Source organism: Aeromonas rivuli, assembly GCF_020149575.1.
In the GTDB taxonomy this organism is placed as follows: Bacteria; Pseudomonadota; Gammaproteobacteria; order Enterobacterales; family Aeromonadaceae; genus Aeromonas; species Aeromonas rivuli.
In genome coordinates this window covers 1,000,742-1,025,390 of record NZ_CP079742.1, presented here as the reverse complement: position 1 = coordinate 1,025,390, position 24,649 = coordinate 1,000,742, and the positions used below count along the sequence as shown (strand labels likewise).

The following is a 24,649-nucleotide window of genomic DNA, read 5'->3' as shown; positions in this document are numbered from 1 at the left end:
CCGGAGTGGCAAGTCCTGTGAAACATTACCAAAGCGAGGGACATGACGCCCTCGCCGCCATCAGCCAGGCGCAGCGCATCGCCTTCGCTCCCATGTTGTTCCAGGCGAGCTGGTGCCTGCGTGAAACCGGTGTGCTCGCCTACCTGGAGAGCCGTGGTAAAGAAGGCGCGACCACCGCCGAGATAGCCCGCCACTGCGCGATCAGTGAATACGGCGTCGGTGTGCTGCTCGACATGGGGTTGGGGGGCGGGATCTGCCATCTGGCCGGGGCGCGCTATGTGCTCGGCAAAGTGGGCAAATACCTGCAAAACGACTCCATGACCCGGGTCAATATGGACTTCACCCAGCACGTCTGCTATCAACCCCTCGCCCACCTGCTCGATGCCATTCGGGAAGGCAAGCCCGAGGGGCTCAAGGTGTTCAACCGCGACTGGGCCACCATCTATCCCCACCTCGACGAGTTGCCGGAGCCAGCCCGGGCCAGCTGGTTTGCCTTCGATCACTTCTACTCAGACTGGGCCTTCCAGCAGGCTCAGGACCATGTGCTGGGCTATGAGCCGCGCACCCTGTATGACGTGGGCGGCAATACCGGCAAGTGGGCACTCTCTTGCGCGGCCCGGGATCCCGGACTCAAGGTCACAATACTGGACTTGCCCGAGCAGCTCGCCCTGGCCCAGCCCCGGATAGAGGCCGCCGGGCTGACAGCCAGAGTCAGCGGCCATGCCGTCAACATGCTCGAAGCCGAAGGCCCGTTGCCCGGTGAAGCGGACGTCTGGTGGATGAGCCAGTTCCTGGACTGCTTCAGCCACGAGCAGATAGTCGCCATCCTCAAGCGTATTCGCCAACACATGAAACCCGGGGCCCGGGTCTGCATCCTTGAGCTGTTCTGGGACAGGCAGAGCTTCGAGGCGGCCAGCTTCAGCCTCAATGCCACCTCCCTCTACTTCACCGCCATCGCCAACGGCAACAGTCGCTTCTACCACTCCAAGCAGATGTACCAGTGCCTGCGGGAAGCCGGTTTCCATGTGGAGGCCGAGCACGAGATCCCGGGCCCCGGTCACACCCTGCTGGTTGCCCGCCCGCTCCCTCAGGGACAATAATGACCTCAACCCTTAACGAGGAGGTTGGCATGCGTCATTTATCCCTGCGTCACTCATCCCTGATGGCGCTGCTCACCGGCCTGGTGCTGGCCGGTTGTGCCGATATCAAGGAGGCGGGCCGCACCATAGGCCACACCACCAAGCATGTGACCCGGGAGATTGGCCACACCAGCCGGGATGTCACCCGTGAGATAGGTCACAGCACCCGGGATGCGGTCAAACAGGTCGGGGATGAGCTGAGCGACTGATTTCGTCTGAACGCGTACCAATAACAAGAGGGCCCCGGGGCCCTCTTGTTATTGCGCGGTGATCTCGACTCAGAGGCTGGCGGCGATGTGGGCCCCCAGAACGGCGTTGTTCAGCACCAGCTGGATATTAGCCGCCAGGGAGTCACAGGGGCCAACAGTTACAAGCTGGCGGCAATCTTTGCCCCCAGGGCGGCGTTGTTCAGCACCAGCTGGATGTTCGCCGCCAGGGAGTTGCCGCCGGTCAGCTCGCACACCCGCGCCAGCAGGAAGGGGGTGGATGCCTTGCCTTTGACGCCCTGCTCGTCCGCTTCCTGCAGCGCCTGCTTGATGGCCGCATCTATGTCGGCCTTGGGCATGGCAAACTCGGTCGGGATGGGGTTGGTGACCACGGCGCCACCGGCCAGCCCCAGCTCCCACTTCAGACGCAGCGCCTCGGCGATGGCCGCCGGGGTGTCGAGGCGGTAATCCACCTTGAAGCCGCTCTCCCGGGTGTAGAAGGCGGGCAGCTCCTCGGTCTGATAGCCGATGACCGGCACCCCCTGGGTCTCCAGGTACTCCAGGGTCAGACCGATGTCGAGTATCGACTTGGCACCGGCGCAGACCACGGCCACCGGGGTCTGGGCGAACTCCTGCAGATCCGCCGAGATATCGAAGCTCTCCTGGGCGCCGCGGTGCACGCCGCCGATGCCGCCGGTGGCGAACACCCGGATCCCCGCCATGGCGGCGATGATCATGGTGGAGGCGACCGTGGTGGCGCCCAGCCCCTTGTTGGCCAGCACGAAGGGGATGTCGCGGCGGCTGCACTTGGTGGCGGCGTGACCGGCCTTGCCCAGCGCCTCCAGCGCCCCCGCATCCAGACCCACCTTGAGGCGGCCATCGATGATGGCAATGGTGGCCGGCACGGCGCCATTGTCGCGCACCACCTGCTCGACCTGGCGCGCCGTCTCCACATTCTGCGGATAGGGCATGCCGTGGGAGATGATGGTGGACTCCAGGGCTACGACGGGTTTGCCGGCGGCCAGGGCCGCAGCGACGACCGGTTGGATATCGAGGTAAGCGTTCAACATGGGTACTCCTCCAGAACACGTTCAACGGCGGCCTTGGACAGGCCGGAAAAAACAGTTTCATGACAACCGACGGTGAGGGCGGCGCAACCCAGGGCAAAGCGGGTGCTTTGCGCCATGTCGCTACCGGCCAGCCAGCCATGGACCAGGCCGGCCATGAAGGCATCACCGCCGCCGGTCACATTGCTGACCGGGCAACCGAGGATGGGCAGGTGACCCTGCGTCTCCCCGTCGCTGTAAAAAATGCCCTGCTCCCCCAGACTCAGGAACAGGCGCTGCACCCCGGCGCTGTGGAACCAGTGCGCCGCCCTGGGCCAGGTATCGGGCCCTGCAATGGCGAAGCCGCACAGCTGTTCGGCCTCGCTGCGATTGGGCTTGAGGGTATGGATGCGGCCGAGCCAGGGGCGGATCTTCTCCACCTTGGCCACGGAGACGGTATCGACAAAGAGCACCTGCTCCCCATGGCGGTCGAACAGCCAGTCCAGGGTGCTGGTGGCGAGATTGGTGTCCAGCACCAGCACGCTGGCGGCAGCGAGAAAACCGCCAAGGGGGCTCAACCGGGCAGGGGTCAGCTCGTCGATGATGCCCATGGCATTGATGGCGCAGCTCATCTCCCCCAGGCCATCGTGCAGGCTCAGGTAGCAGGAGGTGGTTTTGCCGTCGAGCACCAGCGCCTGGCGCACATCGACACCAGCCTGCTGGCTCACCTCCAGCAACTGATGGCCATGCTGATCGTTGCCCACCGCCGTCACCAGACGGGTATCCGTGCCAAGCCGCGCCAGGTTCTCGGCTATGTTGCGTCCCACCCCGCCGGCCGAGGTGCGCACCGAGCCCGGGTTGGAATCCCCCATGCGCAGGGTTCCCTGGCTCTGGCCACAGATATCCATGTTGGCCCCCCCCACCACCACGGCGTAAGGCCCCTCGCGCAGCACATAACCGCGCCCCATCACGAACCCCTGCCGAGTCAGGCTGGAGACATGGCTGGCCAGCGCCGAGCGACTGATGCCAAGTTGGGTCGCCAGCTCCTGCTGGGGGATCATGGGGTCCTGGCGCAGCAGGGCGAGGATCTCTTGCTCACGGTCTGTCATAGACAAATATCCATATCTAGGCTTTTGTTTAAGCTAGCAGGAAAACGTTTCGACAAAAGAGGGGCGGTGCAGAATTGTCGGGTGGCGCACAAAAAAACACCGGGCAGGCCCGGTGCTGGTGACGCATCTGATTGCATGTTGGTGACCTGGCTCAGGAGAGCTTGACCCAGATGGTCTCTCCCTCCAGCCGGGTGGGCCAGGCGCGCACCCCGAGGGCCGGATCGTCGAGACAGCGGCCATCCATCAGGGCGTAGCGCTGCTTGTAGAGTGGCGAGGCCACCACCGGCTCTCCGCCAAGATCCCCCACTATGCCTCGCGAGAGCAGGGCAATACCCGAGACGGGATCCCTGTCATCCAGGGCATAGACCCGCTCCCCGAGCAGAAACAGCGCCAGCTGCTGCTCCCCAACCCGGGCACTGCGACCCTGGGCTGGCAACAGCATGGCCAGGGCGCAGACCGGCAACCAGGTTTCTTGCTGCATCATATCAACTCCTTGATCTTGATCGCCGGGACCCACTGGCCACGCTCCTCGCGCCTTGGCGGCGTGGCAACCGGCTCGTCATCGACGAATGCCTTGAACAGCGCCACCTTGTCCGGATCGGCCAGGGTACTCTGCCACTCGCACTGCCAACTGCCGACAATGGACTCCATGTGGGCCTCAAGTTCGGCCCCGAGGCCCAGCCTGTCCTCCACGATCACCGACTTGAGGTAGTCGAGCCCCCCTTCCATGCTCTCCATCCAGACCGAGGTGCGCTGCAGGCGCTCCCCGGTGCGCACATAGAACATCAGCAATCGGTCTATGTAGCGGATCAGGGTCGGCTCATCGAGATCGGTGGCAAACAGGTCGGCGTGACGCGGCCGCATGCCGCCGTTGCCACAGACATAGAGGTTCCAGCCCCGCTCGGTGGCGATGACGCCGATGTCCTTGCTCTGGGCCTCGGCGCACTCCCGGGTGCAACCGGAGACGGCAAACTTCAGCTTGTGGGGCGCTCTGAGCCCCTTGTACCTGTGCTCGAGCCGCATGGTCAGCCCCATGGAGTCCTGCACCCCGTAGCGACACCAGGTGGAGCCCACACAGGATTTGACGGTGCGCACCGACTTGCCATAGGCCTGGCCGGTCTCGAAGCCCGCCGCGATGAGCTCCCCCCAGATGTCCGGCAACTGATCGACCCTGGCACCGAACAAGTCGATGCGCTGGCCGCCGGTGATCTTGGTGTAGAGCCCGTATTTGCGGGCCACCTCGCCGATGGTGATGAGGCCGTCCGGGGTGATCTCGCCGCCGGGGATGCGCGGCACCACCGAGTAGGTGCCGTCTCTTTGCAGGTTGGCCAGGAAGGCGTCGTTGGTATCTTGCAGTCCCCGGTGGGGCTTCTCCAGCACGTGCTCGTTCCAGAGCGAAGCCAGAATGGAGGCCACGGTCGGCTTGCAGATATCGCAACCCAGCCCCTGACCGTGACGATCCCGCAGGGCATCGAAGGTCTTGATCTCCCCCACGCGGACCAGGTGGTAGAGCTCCTGACGGCTGTAGGCGAAGTGCTCGCACAGACTGTGGTCGGCCTCCACCCCCAGCTCGGCCAGGGCCACGTCCACCACCTGCTTGAGCAAGTTGCTGCAACCGCCACAGCCGGTGCCCGCCTTGGTGCAGCTCTTCACCGCCGCCAGCTCGTGATTGCCCGCCCGAACGGCGGCCACCACGGCCCCCTTGCTGACGTTATGGCAGGAGCAGAGGATGGCGCTGTCGGGCAGCACCATGGGCGCCGCCGCCTCGGCCCCCTCCCCCATCAACAGGGAGAGCACGGGTTCGGGCAGAGGCAGAGCGTTCTGGTAGTACTGGAGCAGCCGCTCATAATCACTGCCATCCCCCACCAGGATGGCGCCGAGCAGCCGCTTGCCCTCGCCATCGGTCACCAGTTTCTTGTAGATGCCATTGACCCTGTCCAGCAGCAACAGCTCCTGAGCCCCTTCGCTGCTGCCATGGGCATCACCGATGGAGCCCACATCCACCCCCATCAGCTTGAGCTTGGTGGACATGTCAGCGCCCTGGAAGCGGGTCTCACCGCCACAGAGGGTCGCCACGGCGGCGCGGGCCATCTGGTAACCGGGGGCCACCAGTCCGTAGATGCGCCCCTGCCAGAGCGCACACTCACCGATGGCCAGGATGGCGGGATCCGAGCTGATGCAGCCCTCATCGATGCAGATACCCCCTCGCTCACCCACCGTCAGCCCCCCCTGACGGGCCAGGGCATCTGCCGGGCGTATCCCGGCCGAGAAGAGGATCACATCCGTCTCCAGATGCTGACCATCGGCGAAGCGCAGGCGATGCCGCGCCGTCTCGCCATCCTCGATGGCCTCGGTCGCCGTGGCCGTGTACACCTCGACCCCCAGCCCCTGGATCTTCTCCCTGAGCAGGGCGCCGCCGCTCTCATCGAGCTGAACCGGCATCAGTCGGGGAGCGAACTCCACCACCCGCGTCTTGAGTCCCAGCAATCGCAGGGCATTGGCCGCTTCCAAGCCGAGCAGGCCGCCGCCGATGACGACGCCAGTGCGGGCGGCGGCGCAGGCATCGCGGATCTCGTCCAGATCCCCCAGGGTGCGATAGACGAAACAGCCAGCCCGCTCATGACCGGGGATGGGCGGCACGAAGGGCACAGAGCCGGTGGCCAGCACCAGACGGTCATAGTCGAGGCGCTCCCCGGACTCGAGGCAGAGCTGGCGAGCGGCCCTGTCCAGGCTCTCGACCTTGGCACCGAGCCGCAAGCTCACCCCTTGCTCGGCGTACCAGGCCGGGTCGGCGAGGCGCAACGCGTCGGGCGCCTTGCCGCCAAACACCTCGGAGAGATGCACCCTGTCATAGGCGGGATCGGGTTCGGCCCCCAATACGGTGACCGTGAAGCGGGCCAGTCCATCTGCCGCCACCAGCTGTTCGATGAAGTGATGACCGACCATGCCATTGCCGACGACCAGCAGTTGCTGTTTCTCAACCACCTTGGGTTGTTCGGTGAAGTGATGGTCTATCTCACCAGCCATGCCATTGCCTATCACCACCAATTTTTGTTTATCCATCTCGTTCATCCTTGTTCCCGTGTCCCGATTCAGGCGGTGCGTCTGATGACGCCCCCGGTGGCCGTCTTGAGCTGTGTCACCTTGCGCTGCTTCTCGTAGAGGAAACGCAGCACCTGCTGGCGCAACTTGTGGTACGCCGGGTCGTCGGCCAGGGCCACCCTGTCCCTGGGTCTGGGCAGATTGACCGCCAGAATTTCCCCCACGGTCGCCGCCGGGCCATTGGTCATCATGATGATGCGATCCGACAGCAACACCGCCTCGTCCACGTCATGGGTGATCATGATGACGGTGTTGCCAAGCTCAGCCTGGATGGCCATCAGCGCATCCTGCAGATGAGCCCGGGTCAGGGCATCCAGGGCGCCGAAGGGTTCATCCATCAACAGCACCTTGGGGGAGAGCGACAGCGCCCGCGCGATGCCGACCCGCTGCTTCATGCCCCCCGAGATCTCATGGGGCATCTTGTGGCTGGCATGCTCCATCTGCACCAGGGAGAGGAAGTAGTGCACCTGTTCGGCCACCTCCTCGCGCCCCGTTACCCGCCGCCTGACCGCCAGCTCAACGTTCTGATGAACACTGAGCCAGGGCAGCAGGGCGTGGTTCTGGAACACCATGGCCCGCTCGGGCCCTGGCCCATCCACCTCGCGGCCATCGAGGATGATGCCCCCCTGGCTCGGCTCCAGCAGCCCGGCCACCAGATTGAGTACAGTGCTCTTGCCACAGCCCGAGTGGCCTATCAGGGAGATGAACTCCCCCTTCTCTATCTTCAGGTTCACCCCGGTCAGGGCCTCGAAGACCCCATGCTCAGTGGTGAACGACATGCCGAGTTCACTCAAATCCAGATAGGTTTTCATCACGACTCCTTGCCCGTCAGGGCCATCAACGCAGCAGCTGCCGCTTGTCCCAGGACAACCACTGCTGCAGCGCCAACATCAGGCGATCCAGCGCGAAACCGATGAGACCTATGGTCACCACGGCCACCATGATCCGGGCCAGGGAGGCGGAACTGCCGCTCTGGAACTCGTCCCAGACGAACTTGCCGAGCCCCGGGTTCTGGGCCAGCATCTCGGCGGCAATCAACACCATCCAGGCGACGCCTAGGGAGAGGCGCATGCCGGTGAAGATCATCGGCAAGGCGCTGGGCAGCACTATCTTGGCGATATGCGTCAGGAAGGGCAGCCGCAGCACCCGGCTCACGTTATGGAGATCCGGGTCCACCGAGCTCACCCCGACCGCCGTGTTGAGCAGAGTCGGCCAGAGTGAACAGAGGGCCACGGTCAGCGCCGAGTTGACGAAGGATTTTGCCAGCCAGGGATCCGGGCTCACATAGACGGCACTCACCACCATGGTGATCAGCGGCAGCCAGGCCAGGGGGGAGACCGGCTTGAGCAGCTGGATCACCGGATTGGCGATGCGATAGAGCTGCGGGTGTATGCCAAGCACTATCCCCAGAGGGACGGCCAGCAGGGTCGCCAGCCCAAAGCCGGTGGCCACCGTCAGCAAGCTGGTGCCAATCTGGTCGAAGAAGGTCGCCCGCCCCGGGTAGGCTCTCACCTTGATGCTGGCAGCGGGATCCGCCGCCAGCCGCTCGGCATTGCGACTGGCCTGGCGGGCCAGGAAGCCGGATTCGCGCTCCCGCTCGGCCAGGTGCTCCTGGCCCAGTTGCCAGAGCTGGCTGGCGGTCGCCCCGGGGCCCGGCAAGGTACCCAGACTAGTCTTAACCTGACTGGCCCCCAGCTGCCAACAGAGCAGAAACAACACTATGCCGAAACAGGGGGCCAGCAGGCGCCCGATCGCTGTCGCTTTCATCATGAAGACTCCTTGTCCTTGGCTTCACTGCACCTGTTCATCGCCCTTGAGGCCGATGGCAAAGTGGTTCAGATAGTCATTGGGATGGCGACCGTCATAGACGATGCCGTCGATAAAACCTTGTTGCGGGCCGCGATAACCGCTCTCGGTCGCAAACGCCGGGAAATCCGCCGCCTTGAGCTTGCCCTCCTCGATGAGTGACAGCGCCGCCTGCTGGTACACCTCGGGCCGATAGACGGCGCGGGCAACCTGCTCGAACCAGGCATCGGATTGCGCCTGGGGGATCTGCCCCCAGCGGCGCATCTGGGTCAGGAACCAGATGGCATCGGAGTAGTAGGGGTAGGTGGCATGATGGCGAAAGAAGACATTGAAATCGGGCAGGCTGCGCACGTCGCCCTTGTTGTATTCGAAGCTGCCGGTCATGGCAGCGGCGATCACCCCTTCGTCCGCCCCCACGTAATCGGGGCGAGCCAGCAGCTTGGCCGCCGCCCGGCGATTGCCATTGTCGTTGGCATCGAGCCAGTGGGCGGCGCGGATCAGCGCCTTGACCAGACGGACATGGGTATTGGGATAGCGTTCGGCCCAGGCCTGGGTGACGCCCAGCACCTTCTCGGGGTTGTTGCGCCAGATCTCAAGGTCGGTGATGACCGGGACTCCGATCCCCTTGGCGATCGCCTGCTGGTTCCAGGGCTCGCCCACGCTGTAACCCGAGATGGTGCCAGCCTCCAGGGTGGCGGGCATCTGGGGGGGCGGGGTGACCGAGAGCCGCACCTCCCCCTGACGCTGACCCGAGTCATCCCCCTTGAGCGGGGCATAGTAGCCAGGGTGTACGCCCCCTGCCGCCAACCAGTAGCGCAACTCGTAGTTGTGGGATGAGACGGGGAACACCATGCCGAAGTTGAAGGCCTTGCCCGACTGGCGGTACTGGTCCAGCACCGGCTTGAGGCTGCTGGCCGAGACGGGGCGCACCACCTGGCCATCGGCCTGCTTGGCCAGCTGAGGCAGCATGGCCTGCCACACCGAGTTGGCAACCGTGATGCCATTGCCATTGAGATCCATGGAGAAGGCGGTCACCAGCTCGGCCTGGGTGCCGATGCCGATGTGGGCTCCCAAGGGCTGGCCCGCCAGCATCTGGGCACCGTCGAGCTCGCCATCGATGACCCTGTCCAGCAGCACCTTCCAATTGGCCTGAGCCTCCAGGGTGACATAGAGGCCCTCGTCCTCGAAATAGCCCTGCTCATAGGCCACCGCCAGGGGCACCATGTCGGTCAACTTGATGAAGCCCAGCTTGAGCTCTTCCTTCTCGGGGGCTCCGATGCTGACCGTCTCAGACGCAGCCGTTACCGCCCCCAGGGCTGGCCAGGCCAACATGGCCAGCAGCGCACCTTTGCACATCATTCTTGGCTTCATAGTTACCTCTTCACTTCGCTCATCCGGGTCTGGCCATCACGCGCCGTTGCGTTGTTGCCATCCCCGTTTTGCCAAAAAAAAGGCCCCACCGACCTGATGGTCGATGGGGCCACATTGCCCAGTTTTCATGGTGCCAGCGTTCATGGTGCCAGCACTCATGGTGATAGCCCCGAAGGGCCTGGCGCCTGTCCGCCCTTGGCGGCACCGGCTTGTTATTGCTCTCTATTAGCTATTCAGGATACGTGCCAACTTCTCACATGCCCTGTCTACCGGGCGAATGGGGCTGCGCGTCGGGCCAGGGTGCGCCAGCGCGGCGCATCTGCACCAAGTTGGCCACCCATCCCCCCTCACCTCGCTCGGGTCGCCTGAGTGACGCCGCCTCTCAGGCGGGCAACGCCTGGAGCAGACGGCGGGCCAGTTCCGCCAGGCTGTGGTTCTGGGCCATGGCGGTGCTGCGCATCGCCTGGTAAGCCGCCTCCTCATCCAGCCCCTGGTGGCGCATCAAGCGCCCCTTGGCCTGCTCGATAAGCCGTCGTTCTTCCAGCTTCACCTTCAATGCATCCTGAGCCTGCTGCTGTTGCTGCACCATGGCCAACTGGGCACGGGCCAGTCGCAGCCACTGCTCGACAGGTTCCCGCTCACCACAACCATGGGGCACCACCAGGGCTCCCTGGGCCAGCAGCTCAGCCTGCTGTTGCGCCGTCAGACGATCGCAAAACAGTATCCGGGGCAGTAATTGCCCCTGGGTCATGGCCAGCCTGATTTCGGCACTGAAGCGCCGACAGCTGATCAGCAGCCCGTCCCCTTGTATCTTGCCGCCCAGCAACCCCCGCTCATCCAGGATGCGGGGGCTGTGACCATAATGGCTGACCAGGATACCCAGCCGGTTGGCCTGTATCCTGTCATCGGCATGGATCAGCAGTATGGAGTGGCGCCCCTCAGAGTTACCGCCTTGATGTTGCATGCCTCACCTCTTGTCAGTTCAATCCATCGAACAGGCTCTCTTTGACGCAACATGGGGGCCAAGTGTTTGAATCTACCCCTAAATTATCCAGCTCTAGGTAGTGGGGGTAGATCAGGCGACCCGGCTCTCCAGGCCAGTGAGCAGTTGATCCAGTTCATCACGCAGCGCCACCACCTCTCCCAGAATGATGAGCACTGGCGTCGCGCCCCGCAGGGCCTCTGCGGCCCGGGCCAGGCCACCGAGCCGGCAGCGGATCACCCGCTCATGCTCGCTGCACCCTGCCACGATCAGGGCCACCGGCAGCGCCCCATCGGCGCCCGCCCCCAGCAAGCCAGCCTCTATCTTGCCAGCCTGTTCCAGCCCCATGTAACAGACCAGGGTCTGGCCCTCTCCGACCAGGGTGCGCCAACCATTGAAGCTCTCTTCCCCCTGCAGATGGCCCGTCACCAACGTCACCGAGCGAGCCAGCCCCCGGTGGGTCAAGGGGATGGCCGTGCTGGCAGCGCAGCCGAGCGCCGCCGTGATCCCGGGCACCAGCTCGGCTCGAAAACCGTGATGGGCCAGATAGAGGGCCTCCTCCCCTCCCCGGCCGAAGATGAGCGGATCCCCCCCCTTGAGCCGCACCACTCGCTTGCCGGTACGCGCCAGCGCCAGCAGCAGGGCATTGATCTCCTGCTGGCTCGGGCTGGGCTCGCCACAGCGCTTGCCCACATCGAAGCGGGCCGCACCGACCGGTATGATGGCGAGGATCTCGGCCCCCACCAGGCGGTCGTAAACCACGACCTCGGCCGCTTCGATGCGGCGCAAGGCCCTCAGGGTCAACAACTCGAGAGGGCCAGGGCCTGCCCCCACCAGAGCGATGTGAACGGCGGTCTGTTCCGGATAGTTTTTCATCATGCTGACTCCAGGAAGCGGTGTTGTATCAATAGCTTGTCAATCTCTGGCAGACAGGTGCCGCAGTTGCTGCCGCACTGAAGCAGCCCCTGCAGCCCCGCCAGTTCGCTCACCCCCTGCTCGCGGATGGCGTTGACGATGCGCGCCTCCGTCACCCGGAAGCAGGAGCAGACGAGCCGGGAGTCGCCGGCAAAGGCATCGCTCAGGGTCTGGCTGAGGGCCCCAGCCTGCAGAGGCAAGCCGAGCAGGCTCGCCAGCAACTCAACCTTCAGGGTCGGCCAACGCTCGCCGACCAGCAGCAGGCTCTGGATCCGTCCCTGGGAGAGGGCAATGGCGAGCCAGCCCCCCTTGACGGGCAGGCGCAGCCAGTGCCCATCCAGGGCCAGTCGCTGCCAGCACTCACTCATCCCCTCTGACCAGGAGGCGAGCAACCAGCACTCCCCGCCCTCCAGAGGGCGGCGCGCCCACCAGTCCCCCCGCTCGGCAGGCGCCTGCTGGCCAAGCCAGACGCCCTGCCAATGGGTGGGTTGTTTGTTGAGCCTCACCCTGGCCTGTTTGAACATGGGCTGACCGGAGTGCGGATCCGTGCGCGGGGCTACCAGCCGGTTGACCGCGCCCTGGCTGCACTGGCTGTCGGTCCAGTGCATGGGCAAGAAGGCCTCCCCCTCCCGCAACCCCTCATCCAGTCCCACCCGCACCCGCACCTGACCCCGGCCATTGTCCAGGCAGACCAGATCCCCGGCATCCAGCCCCAGGCTGAGCAGGCTGGCCGGCCCCACCATGACCCGAGGCCAAGGTTCGGCCTCCAGCAGGCGAGGCACATGGCCGCTGCGGGTCATGGTGTGCCACTGATCCCGCAACCTGCCCGAGTTGAGCAGCAAGGGCACTCCTGCTCCGGGTGGCAGCGGCTCCAGTGCGGGGGCCTGTTGTTTCAGGGGCAACAAGCGGGCCCGGCCATCCGGGGTAGGGAAGCGACCATCCTCAAACAACCGATCGCACCCCTGGGGGTGAGCCTCATTGACCGGCCAGCGCAGGGGGGCAAGCGCCTCGAACTGGGCTGGGGTCAGCCCGGCCAGCCCCGAGATGTCGAACTGGCGCTCCCCGCGGTTTTCAAAGCCGGAGAGGGCGGCATGTTCGCTGAAAATGGCATGCTCATCGGCGAAGGCGAACGCCTCCCCAAAGCCGAGACGCTGGCCGAGGCTGGCCAGGGCCCACCAGTCGGGACGCGCTTCACCGGGAGCCGGCAGGAAGGGGCGCTGGCGGCTGATGCAGCGCTCCGAGTTGGTGACGGTGCCGCTCTTCTCACCCCAGCCAAGGGCGGGCAACAGCAGATTGGCATAGCGCGCCGTGTCGGTCTGCGCCGTCAGATCGGAGACCACCAGAAACTCGCAGCGCGCCAGGGACTCCCGCACCCGGTCGCCATCTGGCAGGGAAGCCGCCGGGTTGCTGCCCAGCACCCAGAGTGCACGGATCTGACCACTGTGCACCGCCTCGAACAACTCGACGGCCTTGTGGCCAGGCCCCGTCACCATCCGTGGGCTGCCCCAGAAACGCTGCAGGCGATCGCGCTCCGCGTCGCTAAAGCCCATGTGTGCGGCCAACTGACTGGCCAGCCCGCCCACCTCGCGCCCGCCCATGGCATTGGGTTGCCCCGTGAGGGAGAAGGGGGAGGCACCGGGCTTGCCTATCCGGCCGGTCAGCAGATGCGCATTGATGATGGCATTGGCCTTGTCCGTCCCCTGATTGGACTGATTGATGCCCTGGCAGTAGAGGCTGAGGGTGCGCGGGTGGCGGGCGAACAGCTGGTAGAAACCGAGCAGATCGGAGAGGGCCAGATCGCAATGCTGGGCCACCGCCTCCGGCATCCAGGCGGGATCGTCCAGCTCCCGAGCCAGGGCCGAGATGCCGCTGACATGGGCCGCCACATAATCTCGGTCCCAGATGTCGTGATCGAGCAGGTAGCGGCCCAAGCCGTTCCAGAGCGCCACATCGGTGCCGGGACGCAGGGCCAGATGCAAGTCGGCCTGCTCCGCCGTCATGGTGCGGCGGGGATCCATCACCACCAGCTTGAGTTCGGGACGGCGGCTGCGCGCCTGTTGGATGCGGCGAAACAGTACCGGGTGTGTCCAGGCCGTGTTGGCCCCGGTGATGATGATGAGATCCGCCAGTTCCAGATCCTCATAGCAGGCCGGGACCAGATCCTCCCCGAACGCCCGCTGCTGGGCCACCACGGCCGAGGACATGCAGAGCCGGGAGTTGGTGTCGACATTGGCGCTGCCGATGTAGCCCTTCATCAGCTTGTTGGCCACATAGTAATCTTCCGTGGTGAGCTGCCCGGAGAGGTAGATGCCGATCGCCTCGGGGCCGGATTCCGCCATGATCCGGCTGAACTGGGCCGACATCATAGTGAGCGCCTCGTCCCAGCTGATGCGCTGGCCCCGATGGCGGGGGTAGAGCAGACGCTGGGGAAAGGCCAGGGTCTCCAGCAGGCTGGCCCCCTTGACGCAGAGTGCGCCGCCATTGGCCGGATGAGCGCTGTCCCCCTCGAGCTGCCACTCGCCCGCCTGCTGCGTGACGCTGATGCCACAGCCAACACCGCAATATGCACATGTGGTCTTCATCCTTCCTCCTGCCTGCCCGCAATAAAAAGGCGTCCGCCCCATCGAAGGGAACGGACGCCTCTGTCCTGTCATTGATATTGTTGGTGGTCTATCAGCACAAGATAATGCAAAGAGCTTGCCAGCCTGCCGGACGCCTGCCAGCGCCAACGCTGGATCCTCGCCCTCCCTCATGGCTCCCCAACTCGGTGCAACTGCCCCAGCCTGGACAGGCGAGCGAGGTCCGACAGGGTTGCCAAGCCAGCAAGAGCGGTGGGCTGGGCAGAACGGGGCATGGCCCTTTATAATGGCGCCGCAAACCAGGAGAGCGAGATGAGTGAACAGAACAACAGAGGCTGCGTCGAGTCTGCAAGGGAGACGGGGAGCGACTATGTCGGCCTGGGCCTGGTCAATCCAAAGTCACCAAGCAATGTGGGGGCCGTGCTGCGGGCCGCGGGCTGCTATGGCGCCGATGAGGTGTGCTATACCGGCAGCCGCTTCGAACTGGCACGTCGCTTTGCCACTGACACCAAACAGATGGTGGACAAGATCCCCCTGCTCGGGGTGGATGACTTGCTCGGCGTGATGCCCGCTGGGTGCGAGCCGGTCTTGGTGGACTTGATTGAGGGAGCTACCCCCTTGCCGGAGTTCGACCATCCGGCACGGGCTTTCTACATCTTCGGCCCAGAGGATGGCACCCTGGAACCGGCGCTGTTCGCCGGGGTAAAACGGGTGGTCTATATCCCGACCCACGGCTGCATGAACCTGGCCGCCACGGTCAATGTCATCCTCTATGACCGGCTGGCCAAACGTCTGCGCAAGCCAGAGGAATAAGGATGTGGTCTATCCCCCCCAGGGATGCATGAGCTTGGCCACTACAACCAACGTCATCCTCTATGACCGGCTGGCCAAGCGCCTGCGCACCGGATCACAAGCGTCATAAGAGAGCAGGGGGTGGCCTATATAGCCACCCAGTGACGGCATAAGCCTGGCCGTCACGGTCAGCGTCATCCCCCATGATCGGCTGGCCAAACGTCTGCGCAAGCCAGAGGAATAAGGATGTGGTCTATCCCCCCCAAGGATGCATGAGCTTGGCCACTACAACCAACGTCATCCCTCATGACCGGCTGGCCAAACGTCTGCGCAAGCCAGAGGAATAAGGATGTGGTCTATCCCCCCCAGGGATGCATGAGCTTGGCCACTACAACCAACGTCATCCCTCATGACCGGCTGGCCAAACGTCTTCGCACCGGATCACAAGCGTCATAAGAGAGCAGAGGGTGGCCTATATAGCCACCCAGTGACGGCATAAGCCTGGCCGTCACGGTCAGCGTCATCCCCCATGATCGGCTGGCCAAGGGTCATTGGTCAGATTGAGCCCGCCTTTCCTGCTTGAGGCCCCGTAAAAAATCACTGTAGTAGTCGAGCAAGTGATTCTCCCGGTAGAGCCCGGTCAGCTCCCCGCTGTCGATGAGACGCGCCATGCCTCTATCCCACTCTTGCTGCAACTTGAGCCCGGCGTCGCTGCGCGCAAAGATGGGGTAGCTTGGCAGCCAGCGCAGGAAGACCCGGCTGACATGGGGTGGCAGAGGGTCATTGGCATAGAGCACTCCCGCACTCAGGTAATAACGGTGGCGCCCCTTGGGCAGCAGCGCCATGGCATCCTGATGGCTGTTCACTTCATGCCAGCGCATCGGCACCTTGATGTATTTGTCGAAGGCCCAACCGCGCTGCCAGAGCACCCGTTGCTGGGCCAGACTCTGCTCTCCCTGCCAGCTCTTGCGCCACTTGTCGAGCATGAAAACCGTCACATCGTCGGCACCGTCCGGATAATGGGGCCAGTGCACCCCCTCTACCTCGTTGAGATAGACCCCCATGGTGATACCATATCCACCCTTGACCACCATGGCCAGCGCCCGCTTGTAGGGCATGGATTGCGGTTTCACCCGGTAACCGAGCGGCTCATAGATGTGCCGGGCCAAATCCAGATAGAGCCCTCCTCCGTCCGCCTCGCAAAAGCCGGGCCAGTCATCGCAATAGACGGGGAGATCCTCGGCCCGACTCATCAGGGGACAGAGGCAACCGCAGAGCAACAGGATTCGTATCAGTATCTGCATTCCCTCTCCTCTCGCCTCCTGGCGCCATGCTTTGGATTATGCACGGCTTACCCAGAAGATCAGTCTGTTCAGGATCACACCGGGCACCATTTTTCAAATTTGCGAGCCAGTCGCAAGTTATTGTGCGGCAAGCAGGTATAACGGTAGGTGAGATTCATTGGTGGCCCATTTGCGATGGGCTGCCCCTCATAAACCACTCGCGAAAGGAGCCTTCCATGTCTATCCGCACCCTGCTCTGTCCCGTCGATTTTTCCCAGATGTCCCAACCCGTACTGGACTATGCCGTCTTCATGGCCAAGAGCCACAATGCCAGCCTCAAGCTTATCCATGTGGTCGATCAGCTCCACGGCTTCGACAGCTACAAGATTCTGCACATGACCGCCATCGAGATCACCCACGAGATGGAACGCCACGCCAAGGAAGAGATACAACGGCTCATCGAGACCTTGCCGATCTCCGCCGACTTCGTCGTGCGCTTTGGCCGCGCCGCCGACGAGATCGTCGCCCAGGCCAAGGAGGAGAAGGTGGATCTGGTGGTGATGGGCAGCCATGGCCGCTCCGGCATCAGCCACCTGCTGGTTGGCAGCGTGGCAGAATCCGTGGTGCGTCATGCCCCCTGCCCCGTGCTGATCGTGCGCCAAGGTTAATGCACTAGCCAAAAGTGCCAAGCGCCTCTTTAGGAAACAAACATGCCGACCCTGGGGTCGGCATGTCATTGACTGAGGCGCAGCACCAAGACTCAGGGGCGGGAGAGATAATCCGCCTGCCCCACCCACTTGTAGCTGGTCAGCTCGGTCAGCCCCATGGGGCCCCGGGCATGCAGCATCTGGGTAGAGACAGCCACCTCGGCCCCCAGACCAAACTGGGCCCCATCGGTGAAGCGGGTCGAGGCGTTGACATAGACAGCGGCCGAGCCTGCACCATTGATGAAGCGTTCGGCGTTGCCCAGATCATTGGTCAGGATGGCGTCAGAGTGACTGGCATTGTGCTCGCGCATGTGCGCCAGCGCCTCCTCCACACCGGCCACCAGCTTGACCCCCAGGGTCAGCGCCAACCATTCGGTATCGAAATCGTCGGCCCCCGCCTCCCGCATACCGTTGGCCCCGTTGAGCTGCGCCATGGCATTGGGGTGCGCCACCAGGGTCACCTTCTGCTCGTTCATCCGCGCGACCAGCTTGGGCAGCAACTCGGCGGCAATGGCGTCATGCACCAGCAGGGTATCGAGGGCGTTGCAGGCAGAGGGGCGCTGCACCTTGGCATTGTCGATGACGGCCAGGGAGCGGGCCAGATCCGCGCTCGCATCCACGAACACATGACTGATGCCAAAACCGCCGATGATGACCGGAATGGAGCTGTTCTCCTTGCACATCTTGTGCAGGCCGGCGCCACCGCGGGGGATGATCATGTCCACGTAGCGATCCAGCCGCAGCAGCTCAGCCACCAGCGCCCGGTCCGGGTTGTCGATGTATTGCACCGCCGCAATGGGCAGGCCAGTACTGGCCAGAGCGGCCTGGATCACCTTGACCAGCTCCAGGTTGGATTGGAAGGTCTCGCGCCCGCCGCGCAGTATGCTGGCATTGCCGGTCTTGAGGCAGAGCGCTGCGATGTCGATGGTGACATTGGGACGCGCCTCATAGATGACCCCAATCACCCCGATGGGCACCCGGCGCCGGGAGAGACGCAGGCCATTCTCCAGCACGCGGCTGTCCAGCTCAGCGCCGACCGGATCGTCCAGGCTCACCACCTTGCGCACGTCGTTGGCAATGCCTGCCAGCCGCTCGGGGGTGAGCAGCAAGCGGTCCAGCATGGCCTCGGACAGGCCGGCTTCCCGACCCGCCGCGATGTCCTTGGCGTTGGCAGCCAATATGGTGCTCTGCCGGGCTTCCAGCTCCTGGGCGATGCTCAGCAGTGCCTGATTCTTCTGGGCCGTGTTGATGGTAGCCAGTTGATAGGCCGCCTCGCGGGCCGCTTGGCCCAATGTCTCCAGACTCATCTTTCGATCCTTTCATATGCCGGCGGGCCCCAGCCCACCACCTAGATTACAGCGATATCATCTCATCGCACGGCATCAACACTACAGCAGTATCATCTCATCGCGCGGGCCACCGCCCTGCACCACGTAGATTACAGCGCCATCATCTCATCACACGGGCCATAGCCCTGCACTGCGTAGATTACAGCGACATCATCTCATCGCACGGCATCAGCACTACAGCAGTATCATGTCGTCGCGGTGAATGGCCACGGCGCCATAGCCATAGCCCAGCAGCGTCTCTATCTGATCCGAGTGAACCCCCCGCAGCCGTGTCAGCTCCTCGTGGTTATAACGGCAGATGCCACGGGCCAGCTCGCTGCCATGGGGATCGAGGATCCGCACCACATCACCGCGCACGAAGATGCCCCTGACCCCGGTAATCCCCTTGGGCAACAGGCTGGAGCCCTTGTCGCGCATGGCGACCACGGCCCCGAGATCGACCTGCACTTCGCCAAGGGGCGGTGGGCCCGCCAGGATCCAGCTCTTGCGCCCCTCAAGGGGAGAGGCCAGGGCCGGGAAGCGAGTGCCGATCCGCTCGCCATTGGCGAGACGCCCGACCACTTCCGGCACCTGACCCGTGGCGATCACCACATCGACCCCCGCCCGGCGCGCCACATCGGCCGCCTGCAACTTGGTCGCCATGCCGCCGGTCCCCAGGCCACTGACGCTGCCCCCTGCCAATTTACGCAGGGTATCGTCTATGGTCTGCACCTCCTCGATCAGCTGGGCATCGGGGTTGGTGCGCGGATCCGCGGTGAAGAGCCCGGTCTGATCGGTCAGCAGGATCAGCAGATCCGCATCGGCCAGAATGGCGGCACGCGCAGAGAGATTGTCGTTGTCCCCCACCTTGATCTCGGCGGTGGCGACGGCATCGTTCTCATTGATGATGGGGATGATGCGGTGGTCGAGCAGGGTGCGCAGGGTATCGCGCGCATTGAGGTAGCGCTCCCTGTCTTCCAGGTCGGCGCGGGTCAGCAGCATCTGGCCGACGTGCAGGTCATAGAGGTTGAACAGATCCTGCCAGACCCGGATAAGCTGGGTCTGTCCCACGGCCGCCAGCATCTGCTTGTTGGTCAGGGTCGGGGCCAGTGGGGGGTGCCCCAAATGGGCACGACCGGCGGCGATGGCCCCGGAACTCACCAGCACCACCCGGTGGCCCTGGCGGTGCAATGCGGCGCACTGGCGAACCAGTTCGACCATGTGGGCACGATTGAGCTGGGAAGATCCCCCGGTGAGTACACTGGTGCCCAACTTGACGACTATGGTTTTGTTTTCCATGGAATTGATAAGGCAAAAAGGTAAGGATTCCCTTTATACCCACGCCCCTGCTGCCCTGCAAGGCAATTAACCCCCGCAGGGCAGTCGGGTCAGGCGGCGGTGACGGATAACTCGCGGGTTACCTGCTCCGCGGGGGCAAGTTGGCACTCCAGTTGTGTCAGCTTGGTATTAAGCAGCCGATAGAAGAGTCGCAAGGAGCGGTCTACCTCGACCTGATGCTTCTTGGGGAGCGGCTTGTCTATCCAGTTGCCCTCGCCGTTATAAAAGCCGAGCTGATAGTGGTACTGGAAGTGGTGATCGTCTTGCTCCAATACCAGCCACCAGCCCCAGAACTCCCGCTTGTCCGGCGCCGCCTTGGCGCTGACGCAGACCGACAGGCAATCAAAGTAGTAGCGCCCCTCATGACAGAGGTCTTCCCTGAGATAAGGGCCAATGGCGGCAAATTGCCGCAGCAGGCGTTTATAGGTGACTCTTTCTGGCATGTTAACCTCCGTGTTGAACAAGCAGTGCCATCACATCAACCGGGATACTGACGGCGTAAAAAGAAGATATTCAAGTACATAGATGTTGCTTGAGCCAAGTTACCGTTTCATGAAGCGCCTGGTCATAGACCTCCCGCAACGGCTGCTTGTCAAACACCACCGCCTTGCCATTGCGGCTGCAGGCGGCCAGTGCCCTGACATCAGACTCTGGACAGATAAAGTCCCGCTTGTGACCGATGCTGAGGATGGGCACCGAGGTGCGCGTACTCATCAACCCCTGTTTTTTCAGGGAAAACACCTGACTCTTGGTGCGGATCTGTTCCCAGTCGGCGGCATTGGCACCCAGCCTGTTAGCCAGACTATCACGCATCATGCGCGGACACTTGGCAAAAAGCGATGGGTCGGCGAAGCACTGATTCACCCCGGCACCGATGCAGACCACGGTACGTAATTTGAACGGTTCAATGAAGGCGAGCCTGGCCGCTATGTTGCCCGCAAAGCGAAAACCCACCATGGCAATGCGCTGGTGATCGACCCAGGCCACCTCGGCCAGATAGTGCAACACGGCTTGATGCAGGCGGCTGGTGTCCTGCACCAGGGGCCAATGTTCGGCGTAGCCGATGCCCGGCATGTCGAGGGAGAGCATGCCAATGCCATTCGGGGCCAAATACTTGCGATAAAAATTGAGGTAATCGAGCTGGAGTGAGTCGATGCCCCCGCTCACCATCACCAGTGGCACCGGCTTGTCGATGGTCGGCAGGTGCAGGTAGCCCTGAATGTGTTTGCCACGAAACGGCACCTGTATCTCTTTGAGCGGCACCTCGAACAGGCGCCCCGCCTCCCGATAAGCGAGATTGCCGAGCAGTTGAGCCTGATCGGCCAGCTCATCGTGCTTGAGATGGGGATAACTGGCGATGGAGTAGTAGCGCACCGCCTTGAGCAGGGCATTGATTGCCTCCGGACGCTGACCGGCGTCGGCCAGGGCTCGCCCTTGCTTGAAGTGACCGCCGGCCTGCTGGCTCCATTCAAAGACCCAGTTGCCTGGCACATAGCCCTTGATGGTATCGAGCAACTCAGGGTAGCTCCGCTCCCCCTTGCCCATGGCGATCCGGGCCAGGGTCTGCTCCACCTCGACCGGATCCGCCCCTTGCCAGGCCCAGGAAGGGCGGCGCAACAGACGATACCAACTGCGCACCGCAGAACCGTCGATGAAGTCCTCCGTCTCAGCCTGCGGCTCAAGGGGACTGCTGTTCGATATCTCCGAGGTCTCCTGGACCTTCTTGACTCGGGTAAAGAGTTGCTCGGTCAAGTTAATGTCGTCATTTGGCTTCACTGCATCGTCTCATCGCCATCAATCAGTGACCCATCTTACCCAGGTTTTGTCATGGCAGACCACCCCAGACTGGCCCCATTGCCACGCCACAACGAAACAGGGCCCCCGAAGGAGCCCTGTGTATCAACAAGCGGTGCCCGCAGAGGCCGTCGGCATTACTGCTCTTCGCAGATGGGCGTGGTGAACTCCAGCGCCATGTCCCAGGGTTGCTCAATCCAGGTGTCTTGCGGAATGGCGACTTCGAAGTCATCCACCAGCGGCTCGCCGAGGGGCTTGGCGAAGATGGTGATGAACTTGGCTCTTGGATAGAGCTCGCGAATGGCCTTGGCGGTACCGCCGGTGTCGACCAGATCGTCAACCACCAGCCAGCCTTCACCGTCCCCGGCGGTGGTTGCGGCCTTGACCACAGTCAGCTCGCGCTGGTTGTTGTGGTCATAGCTGGAGATGCACAGGGTCTCTACGTTGCGAATGCCCAGTTCACGGGCCATCAGGGCCGCGGGCACCAGGCCACCACGGCTGACGGCGATGATCCCTTTCCACTGGCTGACAGGCAGTTGGCGACGAGCCAGACGACGGGCTTCCCGCTGCAGGTTATCCCATGACACGTAGAATTTCTTAGGCATACTATTAATCTCAACGGCTTGTAGTTAAAACAATGACTTAGTGCGCGGTAGTGCGCAACCAGACGCAAGGCTTACGGATCTCTGCCGCCATTCTGTCGCCATTTTTACCTATGAGTGTGGGCAGGTCAGCGGGTTAAGTCTGACAGCGTCATCAAGGTGGTCGGGGGCAAAATGTGCGTATCTCATGGTCATGACTATCGTGCTGTGACCAAGGATCCGTTGTAGGACGAGGATATTACCACCATTCATCATGAAATGGCTCGCAAACGTATGCCTTAAAACATGGCTTAACTGACCGACTGGCAGGTTTACTCCTGACTTTTGCACAGCGTATTCAAACGCATCATAGCAAGGGGCAAACAAGTTCCCGTCCTCTCTGCTCCGGGTTGAGATCAGGTCATACATCTCGGAGGAGATAGGCACAGTCCGGGAGCGTTTATTCTTGGTGCGGGTAAAGGTCAGGCGATACTTGGTCACCTGTGCCCGGGTTAGCCCCTGAATTTCTGACCAGCGAGCCCCAGTTGAAAGACACAGCTTTACCACAGTGACCAAATCGGGGATCTTGGACCGTTCACAGGATGCCAGCAGCATCTGGATTTCATTGGCCGTCATATAGGTCATCTGGGGGTCTTGCACCTTGAAGGAGCGTAACCCTCTGAGCGGGTGTTCATGAGTCCACTCTTCCAGGCGAATGAGTTCACCGAACACCGCATTCATTAGCCGAAGTTCATCATTGACCGTTTTGGTGCTTGCGGGTTTAGGCTTGCAGCGTCCCGGGAAAATGATCTCATGACTTATCCGCTTGTCTCGATACGAGGCGAAGTGATTCTTGGAGAAGTCGGCCGCGTAGGGGTTGTTCATTGCTTCAACCATTAACCCGAGCTTGCGGTATACCTTGGCCCCGGCGGTGAGCCCCTGGCCATGGAGCCGATACCAAAGGTCAATGATGTCTGACAGCCTGCGCTTGTCCTCTGCCACGCCATTGGTGGCCAACCAGGGGTTGCTGTTGTGCTCTTCGAGCAGCCACTTTTCCCAGACCAGCGCTTCGCCTTTGGTGGCAAAGCGCTTGCGCTTGCGGGGGCCTTCTCGGCCTTGGGGATACACTTCGGCAAGCCAGATGTGTGGCTTGCCGTCGTCGAGTTTACGAACAGTCATCTATCAGCTGACTTTTTTAGGCATTTCAAGCTTTTTACCACCGTCAAATAGATAGATATCAGGTATCCATTCGAAAATAAGTTTACTTTTATCCGTGTTACGGAGCTTTTTGTCATCATCCATAAATTGGTTGTAATCCATGGTTCCGTTATAAATAACGGTTGCACCTGCCTGTATGTCGCCATCGTTAGATAAGTTTATGCTCTTGATTGTCTCGCCAAATACATCTTTAAAAACAACCACTCCGCGTACGCCAATTATTTTATCTTGAGTGTTATTTTTGAATGCTATCTGAACCTCAAAGAAATCTGAGTATTGCTGTGAATTTGTATCAGCGGGAACATAGGCGAATTTAAGGAGCGATGTAGTAAGCGCACCATTCATCTCTTTTAAACTCTCAAGCTGCTTCTTTTGCACTTCTGCAGCCAGTGCGTCTTGCTGTGCTTTCGCTTGCCGTTGGGCCTCTTCCCATGCTTTTTGTGCCTCAATGGCAGAGCCAATTGTCGAGCCTTGGGGGATTCCAGCCCCACCGAAAGCCTGACCCATTGTTGAGCGAACCGCATATGCACTAAGAAGCTTTTTATCTTCATCGCTTAGCTTCTTAACTGCAGCCTCTAAAGAAGAGTCTGACTTCCAAGTGCTAATATCAGAAGAAAGAACTGTACTTTTAGGGTCTGACTGCCAACAGCCGGTTAAAGCTGATGACAATATAACGGCAAGAACGATACTTTTTTTCATTGGCTTATCCCTATGCTTTGCTTATTTTGTTTATAAAAACATTACGTTGTCTCGCTATAAGACTCAGGCAATTCGCCTGTCTCAATAAGTAGCCTGATTTGCTCATCGCGTACCAATGGCACCCCGAGCTCGTTGGCCTTTTTCATCTTCGACCATCCGGCATTGTCACCGCAGCACAAGAAATCGAGCGAGGCAGATACCCCCGTCACCACCTTCATTCCAGCCGACTCTGCAAGCTCAGTTAACCCGGCTTTATCGGCTTTGCTGAACCCGGTGAAGCAGACCTTGAATGAGTAATCTTGTGGGAGTTTCGGGCCATGGTAGCCAGGGGCTGACTTGATGTGCTGGATCCGGTCAGCATAACGAGCCTCTGCGTGCTCAAAGGCGGAAACCGCCTCTTCGGGTGTATCGAACGCATCGATCACCCGGTCAGTGCGAAGCGATACGAAGGTCGGGTATTCGCTGTTCAATGGCTCGGCATCGGCCGCCACCGTAACCTGGTGGCCATAGACCAGATTGCGCTCCGGGGCGGTGTGGTAAACCGCAACCCTCTTGGCAGAGAGCACGCCTTTATTGTTCAAGTAGAGAATATTGAACACTGGCACCTCTGTGCCCTGATACCGGATTGACTCAGAAGAGTGCAGATCAAACACG

The 24,649-nt window shown here is 62.1% G+C and carries 23 protein-coding genes; 4 read left to right on the top strand and 19 right to left on the bottom strand.

Annotated features, from left to right (window positions below; all coding sequences use genetic code 11):
* Window positions 1-17 precede the first annotated feature (17 nt).
* Entirely contained in the window at window positions 18-1,100 is a 1,083-nt protein-coding gene (locus KYK33_RS04940) for a methyltransferase (protein WP_224432224.1), read from the top strand.
* Between the two features lie 62 nt (window positions 1,101-1,162).
* Window positions 1,163-1,348 carry a hypothetical protein gene (locus KYK33_RS04935; protein ID WP_396021392.1) on the top strand — a complete coding sequence of 62 codons (186 nt, stop codon included), beginning with the start codon at window positions 1,163-1,165 and terminating at the stop codon, window positions 1,346-1,348.
* A gap of 158 nt (window positions 1,349-1,506) precedes the next feature.
* Here the strand turns inward: KYK33_RS04935 and KYK33_RS04930 are convergent, their stop codons facing one another.
* The 10 genes from KYK33_RS04930 to KYK33_RS04885 form a co-directional block, all read right to left on the bottom strand.
* Window positions 1,507-2,415, bottom strand: a complete 909-nt coding sequence (locus tag KYK33_RS04930) for a pseudouridine-5'-phosphate glycosidase (RefSeq protein ID WP_224432222.1) — start codon at window positions 2,413-2,415, stop codon at window positions 1,507-1,509.
* A complete protein-coding gene (locus KYK33_RS04925; protein WP_224432221.1) occupies window positions 2,409-3,500 on the bottom strand; it encodes a PfkB family carbohydrate kinase in 1,092 nt (363 codons plus the stop codon). The genes KYK33_RS04930 and KYK33_RS04925 overlap by 7 nt, the downstream gene beginning before the upstream one ends.
* 151 nt (window positions 3,501-3,651) lie before the next feature.
* The gene (nirD, locus tag KYK33_RS04920; RefSeq protein WP_224432220.1) at window positions 3,652-3,984 is read right to left on the bottom strand and encodes a nitrite reductase small subunit NirD; all 333 of its coding nucleotides are present in this window, start codon (window positions 3,982-3,984) and stop codon (window positions 3,652-3,654) included.
* Window positions 3,981-6,527: a nitrite reductase large subunit NirB gene (gene nirB, locus KYK33_RS04915; protein ID WP_396021391.1), complete on the bottom strand. Its 2,547-nt coding sequence runs from the start codon at window positions 6,525-6,527 to the stop codon at window positions 3,981-3,983. Before nirB ends, nirD begins: the two co-directional genes overlap by 4 nt.
* Before the next feature lie 65 nt (window positions 6,528-6,592).
* A complete protein-coding gene (locus KYK33_RS04910; RefSeq protein ID WP_224432218.1) occupies window positions 6,593-7,414 on the bottom strand; it encodes an ABC transporter ATP-binding protein in 822 nt (273 codons plus the stop codon).
* A 25-nt stretch (window positions 7,415-7,439) separates the two neighbouring features.
* Window positions 7,440-8,372, bottom strand: a complete 933-nt coding sequence (locus tag KYK33_RS04905) for an ABC transporter permease (RefSeq protein WP_042040125.1) — start codon at window positions 8,370-8,372, stop codon at window positions 7,440-7,442.
* Window positions 8,373-8,393: 21 nt separating this feature from the next.
* The gene (locus tag KYK33_RS04900; protein ID WP_224432217.1) at window positions 8,394-9,779 is read right to left on the bottom strand and encodes a CmpA/NrtA family ABC transporter substrate-binding protein; all 1,386 of its coding nucleotides are present in this window, start codon (window positions 9,777-9,779) and stop codon (window positions 8,394-8,396) included.
* Window positions 9,780-10,161: 382 nt separating this feature from the next.
* Complete coding sequence (locus tag KYK33_RS04895) at window positions 10,162-10,743, bottom strand: ANTAR domain-containing response regulator (RefSeq protein WP_224432216.1); 582 nt, start codon at window positions 10,741-10,743, stop codon at window positions 10,162-10,164.
* 111 nt (window positions 10,744-10,854) lie between these two features.
* Window positions 10,855-11,640: a uroporphyrinogen-III C-methyltransferase gene (cobA, locus tag KYK33_RS04890; protein WP_224432215.1), complete on the bottom strand. Its 786-nt coding sequence runs from the start codon at window positions 11,638-11,640 to the stop codon at window positions 10,855-10,857.
* Window positions 11,637-14,258, bottom strand: coding sequence for a nitrate reductase (locus KYK33_RS04885; protein WP_224432214.1), 2,622 nt, complete (start codon window positions 14,256-14,258; stop codon window positions 11,637-11,639). The genes cobA and KYK33_RS04885 overlap by 4 nt, the downstream gene beginning before the upstream one ends.
* 309 nt (window positions 14,259-14,567) lie before the next feature.
* On the opposite strand from KYK33_RS04885, the gene KYK33_RS04880 reads away from it, so the two are divergent.
* Window positions 14,568-15,068 (top strand): RNA methyltransferase, encoded by a 501-nt coding sequence (locus KYK33_RS04880; RefSeq protein WP_224432213.1) that lies wholly within the window; start codon window positions 14,568-14,570, stop codon window positions 15,066-15,068.
* A gap of 527 nt (window positions 15,069-15,595) precedes the next feature.
* On the opposite strand, the gene KYK33_RS04875 is transcribed toward KYK33_RS04880, so the two are convergent.
* Window positions 15,596-16,351, bottom strand: a complete 756-nt coding sequence (locus KYK33_RS04875) for a substrate-binding periplasmic protein (protein WP_224432212.1) — start codon at window positions 16,349-16,351, stop codon at window positions 15,596-15,598.
* A 215-nt stretch (window positions 16,352-16,566) separates the two neighbouring features.
* Here KYK33_RS04875 and KYK33_RS04870 point away from each other — a divergent pair, with 215 nt between their 5' ends.
* Window positions 16,567-16,998 carry a universal stress protein gene (locus KYK33_RS04870; RefSeq protein WP_224432211.1) on the top strand — a complete coding sequence of 144 codons (432 nt, stop codon included), beginning with the start codon at window positions 16,567-16,569 and terminating at the stop codon, window positions 16,996-16,998.
* A gap of 92 nt (window positions 16,999-17,090) precedes the next feature.
* On the opposite strand, the gene KYK33_RS04865 is transcribed toward KYK33_RS04870, so the two are convergent.
* From KYK33_RS04865 to KYK33_RS04830, 8 genes are all read right to left on the bottom strand, one after another.
* Complete coding sequence (locus tag KYK33_RS04865; RefSeq protein ID WP_224432210.1) at window positions 17,091-18,344, bottom strand: glutamate-5-semialdehyde dehydrogenase; 1,254 nt, start codon at window positions 18,342-18,344, stop codon at window positions 17,091-17,093.
* A 216-nt stretch (window positions 18,345-18,560) separates the two neighbouring features.
* On the bottom strand, window positions 18,561-19,664 hold the full coding sequence (proB, locus tag KYK33_RS04860; protein WP_224432209.1) for a glutamate 5-kinase: 1,104 nt from the start codon (window positions 19,662-19,664) through the stop codon (window positions 18,561-18,563).
* Between the two features lie 89 nt (window positions 19,665-19,753).
* Complete coding sequence (gene crl, locus KYK33_RS04855; protein ID WP_042039768.1) at window positions 19,754-20,146, bottom strand: sigma factor-binding protein Crl; 393 nt, start codon at window positions 20,144-20,146, stop codon at window positions 19,754-19,756.
* Between the two features lie 70 nt (window positions 20,147-20,216).
* Window positions 20,217-21,479 carry an esterase FrsA gene (frsA, locus tag KYK33_RS04850; RefSeq protein WP_224432208.1) on the bottom strand — a complete coding sequence of 421 codons (1,263 nt, stop codon included), beginning with the start codon at window positions 21,477-21,479 and terminating at the stop codon, window positions 20,217-20,219.
* A gap of 155 nt (window positions 21,480-21,634) precedes the next feature.
* Window positions 21,635-22,102 (bottom strand): xanthine phosphoribosyltransferase, encoded by a 468-nt coding sequence (gene gpt / locus KYK33_RS04845; protein ID WP_005892554.1) that lies wholly within the window; start codon window positions 22,100-22,102, stop codon window positions 21,635-21,637.
* Between the two features lie 108 nt (window positions 22,103-22,210).
* Window positions 22,211-23,257 carry a phage integrase gene (locus KYK33_RS04840; RefSeq protein WP_224432207.1) on the bottom strand — a complete coding sequence of 349 codons (1,047 nt, stop codon included), beginning with the start codon at window positions 23,255-23,257 and terminating at the stop codon, window positions 22,211-22,213.
* A gap of 3 nt (window positions 23,258-23,260) precedes the next feature.
* Window positions 23,261-23,995: a hypothetical protein gene (locus KYK33_RS04835; protein WP_224432206.1), complete on the bottom strand. Its 735-nt coding sequence runs from the start codon at window positions 23,993-23,995 to the stop codon at window positions 23,261-23,263.
* A 41-nt stretch (window positions 23,996-24,036) separates the two neighbouring features.
* The gene (locus tag KYK33_RS04830) at window positions 24,037-24,648 is read right to left on the bottom strand and encodes a BRCT domain-containing protein (RefSeq protein WP_224432205.1); all 612 of its coding nucleotides are present in this window, start codon (window positions 24,646-24,648) and stop codon (window positions 24,037-24,039) included.
* Between the last annotated feature and the right edge of the window lies 1 nt (window position 24,649).

Coding starts and splice junctions, on each gene's coding strand:
- KYK33_RS04870 (WP_224432211.1), top strand. CDS start 16,567: ATGTCTATCCGCACCCTGCTCTGTCCCGTCGATTTTTCCCAGATGTCC.
- cobA (WP_224432215.1), bottom strand. CDS start 11,640: ATGATGAAAAACTATCCGGAACAGACCGCCGTTCACATCGCTCTGGTG.
- KYK33_RS04865 (WP_224432210.1), bottom strand. CDS start 18,344: ATGAGTCTGGAGACATTGGGCCAAGCGGCCCGCGAGGCGGCCTATCAA.
- KYK33_RS04875 (WP_224432212.1), bottom strand. CDS start 16,351: ATGCAGATACTGATACGAATCCTGTTGCTCTGCGGTTGCCTCTGTCCC.
- KYK33_RS04935 (WP_396021392.1), top strand. CDS start 1,163: ATGGCGCTGCTCACCGGCCTGGTGCTGGCCGGTTGTGCCGATATCAAG.
- gpt (WP_005892554.1), bottom strand. CDS start 22,102: ATGCCTAAGAAATTCTACGTGTCATGGGATAACCTGCAGCGGGAAGCC.
- proB (WP_224432209.1), bottom strand. CDS start 19,664: ATGGAAAACAAAACCATAGTCGTCAAGTTGGGCACCAGTGTACTCACC.
- KYK33_RS04910 (WP_224432218.1), bottom strand. CDS start 7,414: ATGAAAACCTATCTGGATTTGAGTGAACTCGGCATGTCGTTCACCACT.
- crl (WP_042039768.1), bottom strand. CDS start 20,146: ATGCCAGAAAGAGTCACCTATAAACGCCTGCTGCGGCAATTTGCCGCC.
- KYK33_RS04900 (WP_224432217.1), bottom strand. CDS start 9,779: ATGAAGCCAAGAATGATGTGCAAAGGTGCGCTGCTGGCCATGTTGGCC.
- KYK33_RS04880 (WP_224432213.1), top strand. CDS start 14,568: ATGAGTGAACAGAACAACAGAGGCTGCGTCGAGTCTGCAAGGGAGACG.
- KYK33_RS04885 (WP_224432214.1), bottom strand. CDS start 14,258: ATGAAGACCACATGTGCATATTGCGGTGTTGGCTGTGGCATCAGCGTC.
- KYK33_RS04925 (WP_224432221.1), bottom strand. CDS start 3,500: ATGACAGACCGTGAGCAAGAGATCCTCGCCCTGCTGCGCCAGGACCCC.
- KYK33_RS04905 (WP_042040125.1), bottom strand. CDS start 8,372: ATGATGAAAGCGACAGCGATCGGGCGCCTGCTGGCCCCCTGTTTCGGC.
- nirB (WP_396021391.1), bottom strand. CDS start 6,527: ATGGCTGGTGAGATAGACCATCACTTCACCGAACAACCCAAGGTGGTT.
- nirD (WP_224432220.1), bottom strand. CDS start 3,984: ATGATGCAGCAAGAAACCTGGTTGCCGGTCTGCGCCCTGGCCATGCTG.
- KYK33_RS04840 (WP_224432207.1), bottom strand. CDS start 23,257: ATGACTGTTCGTAAACTCGACGACGGCAAGCCACACATCTGGCTTGCC.
- KYK33_RS04835 (WP_224432206.1), bottom strand. CDS start 23,995: ATGAAAAAAAGTATCGTTCTTGCCGTTATATTGTCATCAGCTTTAACC.
- KYK33_RS04895 (WP_224432216.1), bottom strand. CDS start 10,743: ATGCAACATCAAGGCGGTAACTCTGAGGGGCGCCACTCCATACTGCTG.
- KYK33_RS04930 (WP_224432222.1), bottom strand. CDS start 2,415: ATGTTGAACGCTTACCTCGATATCCAACCGGTCGTCGCTGCGGCCCTG.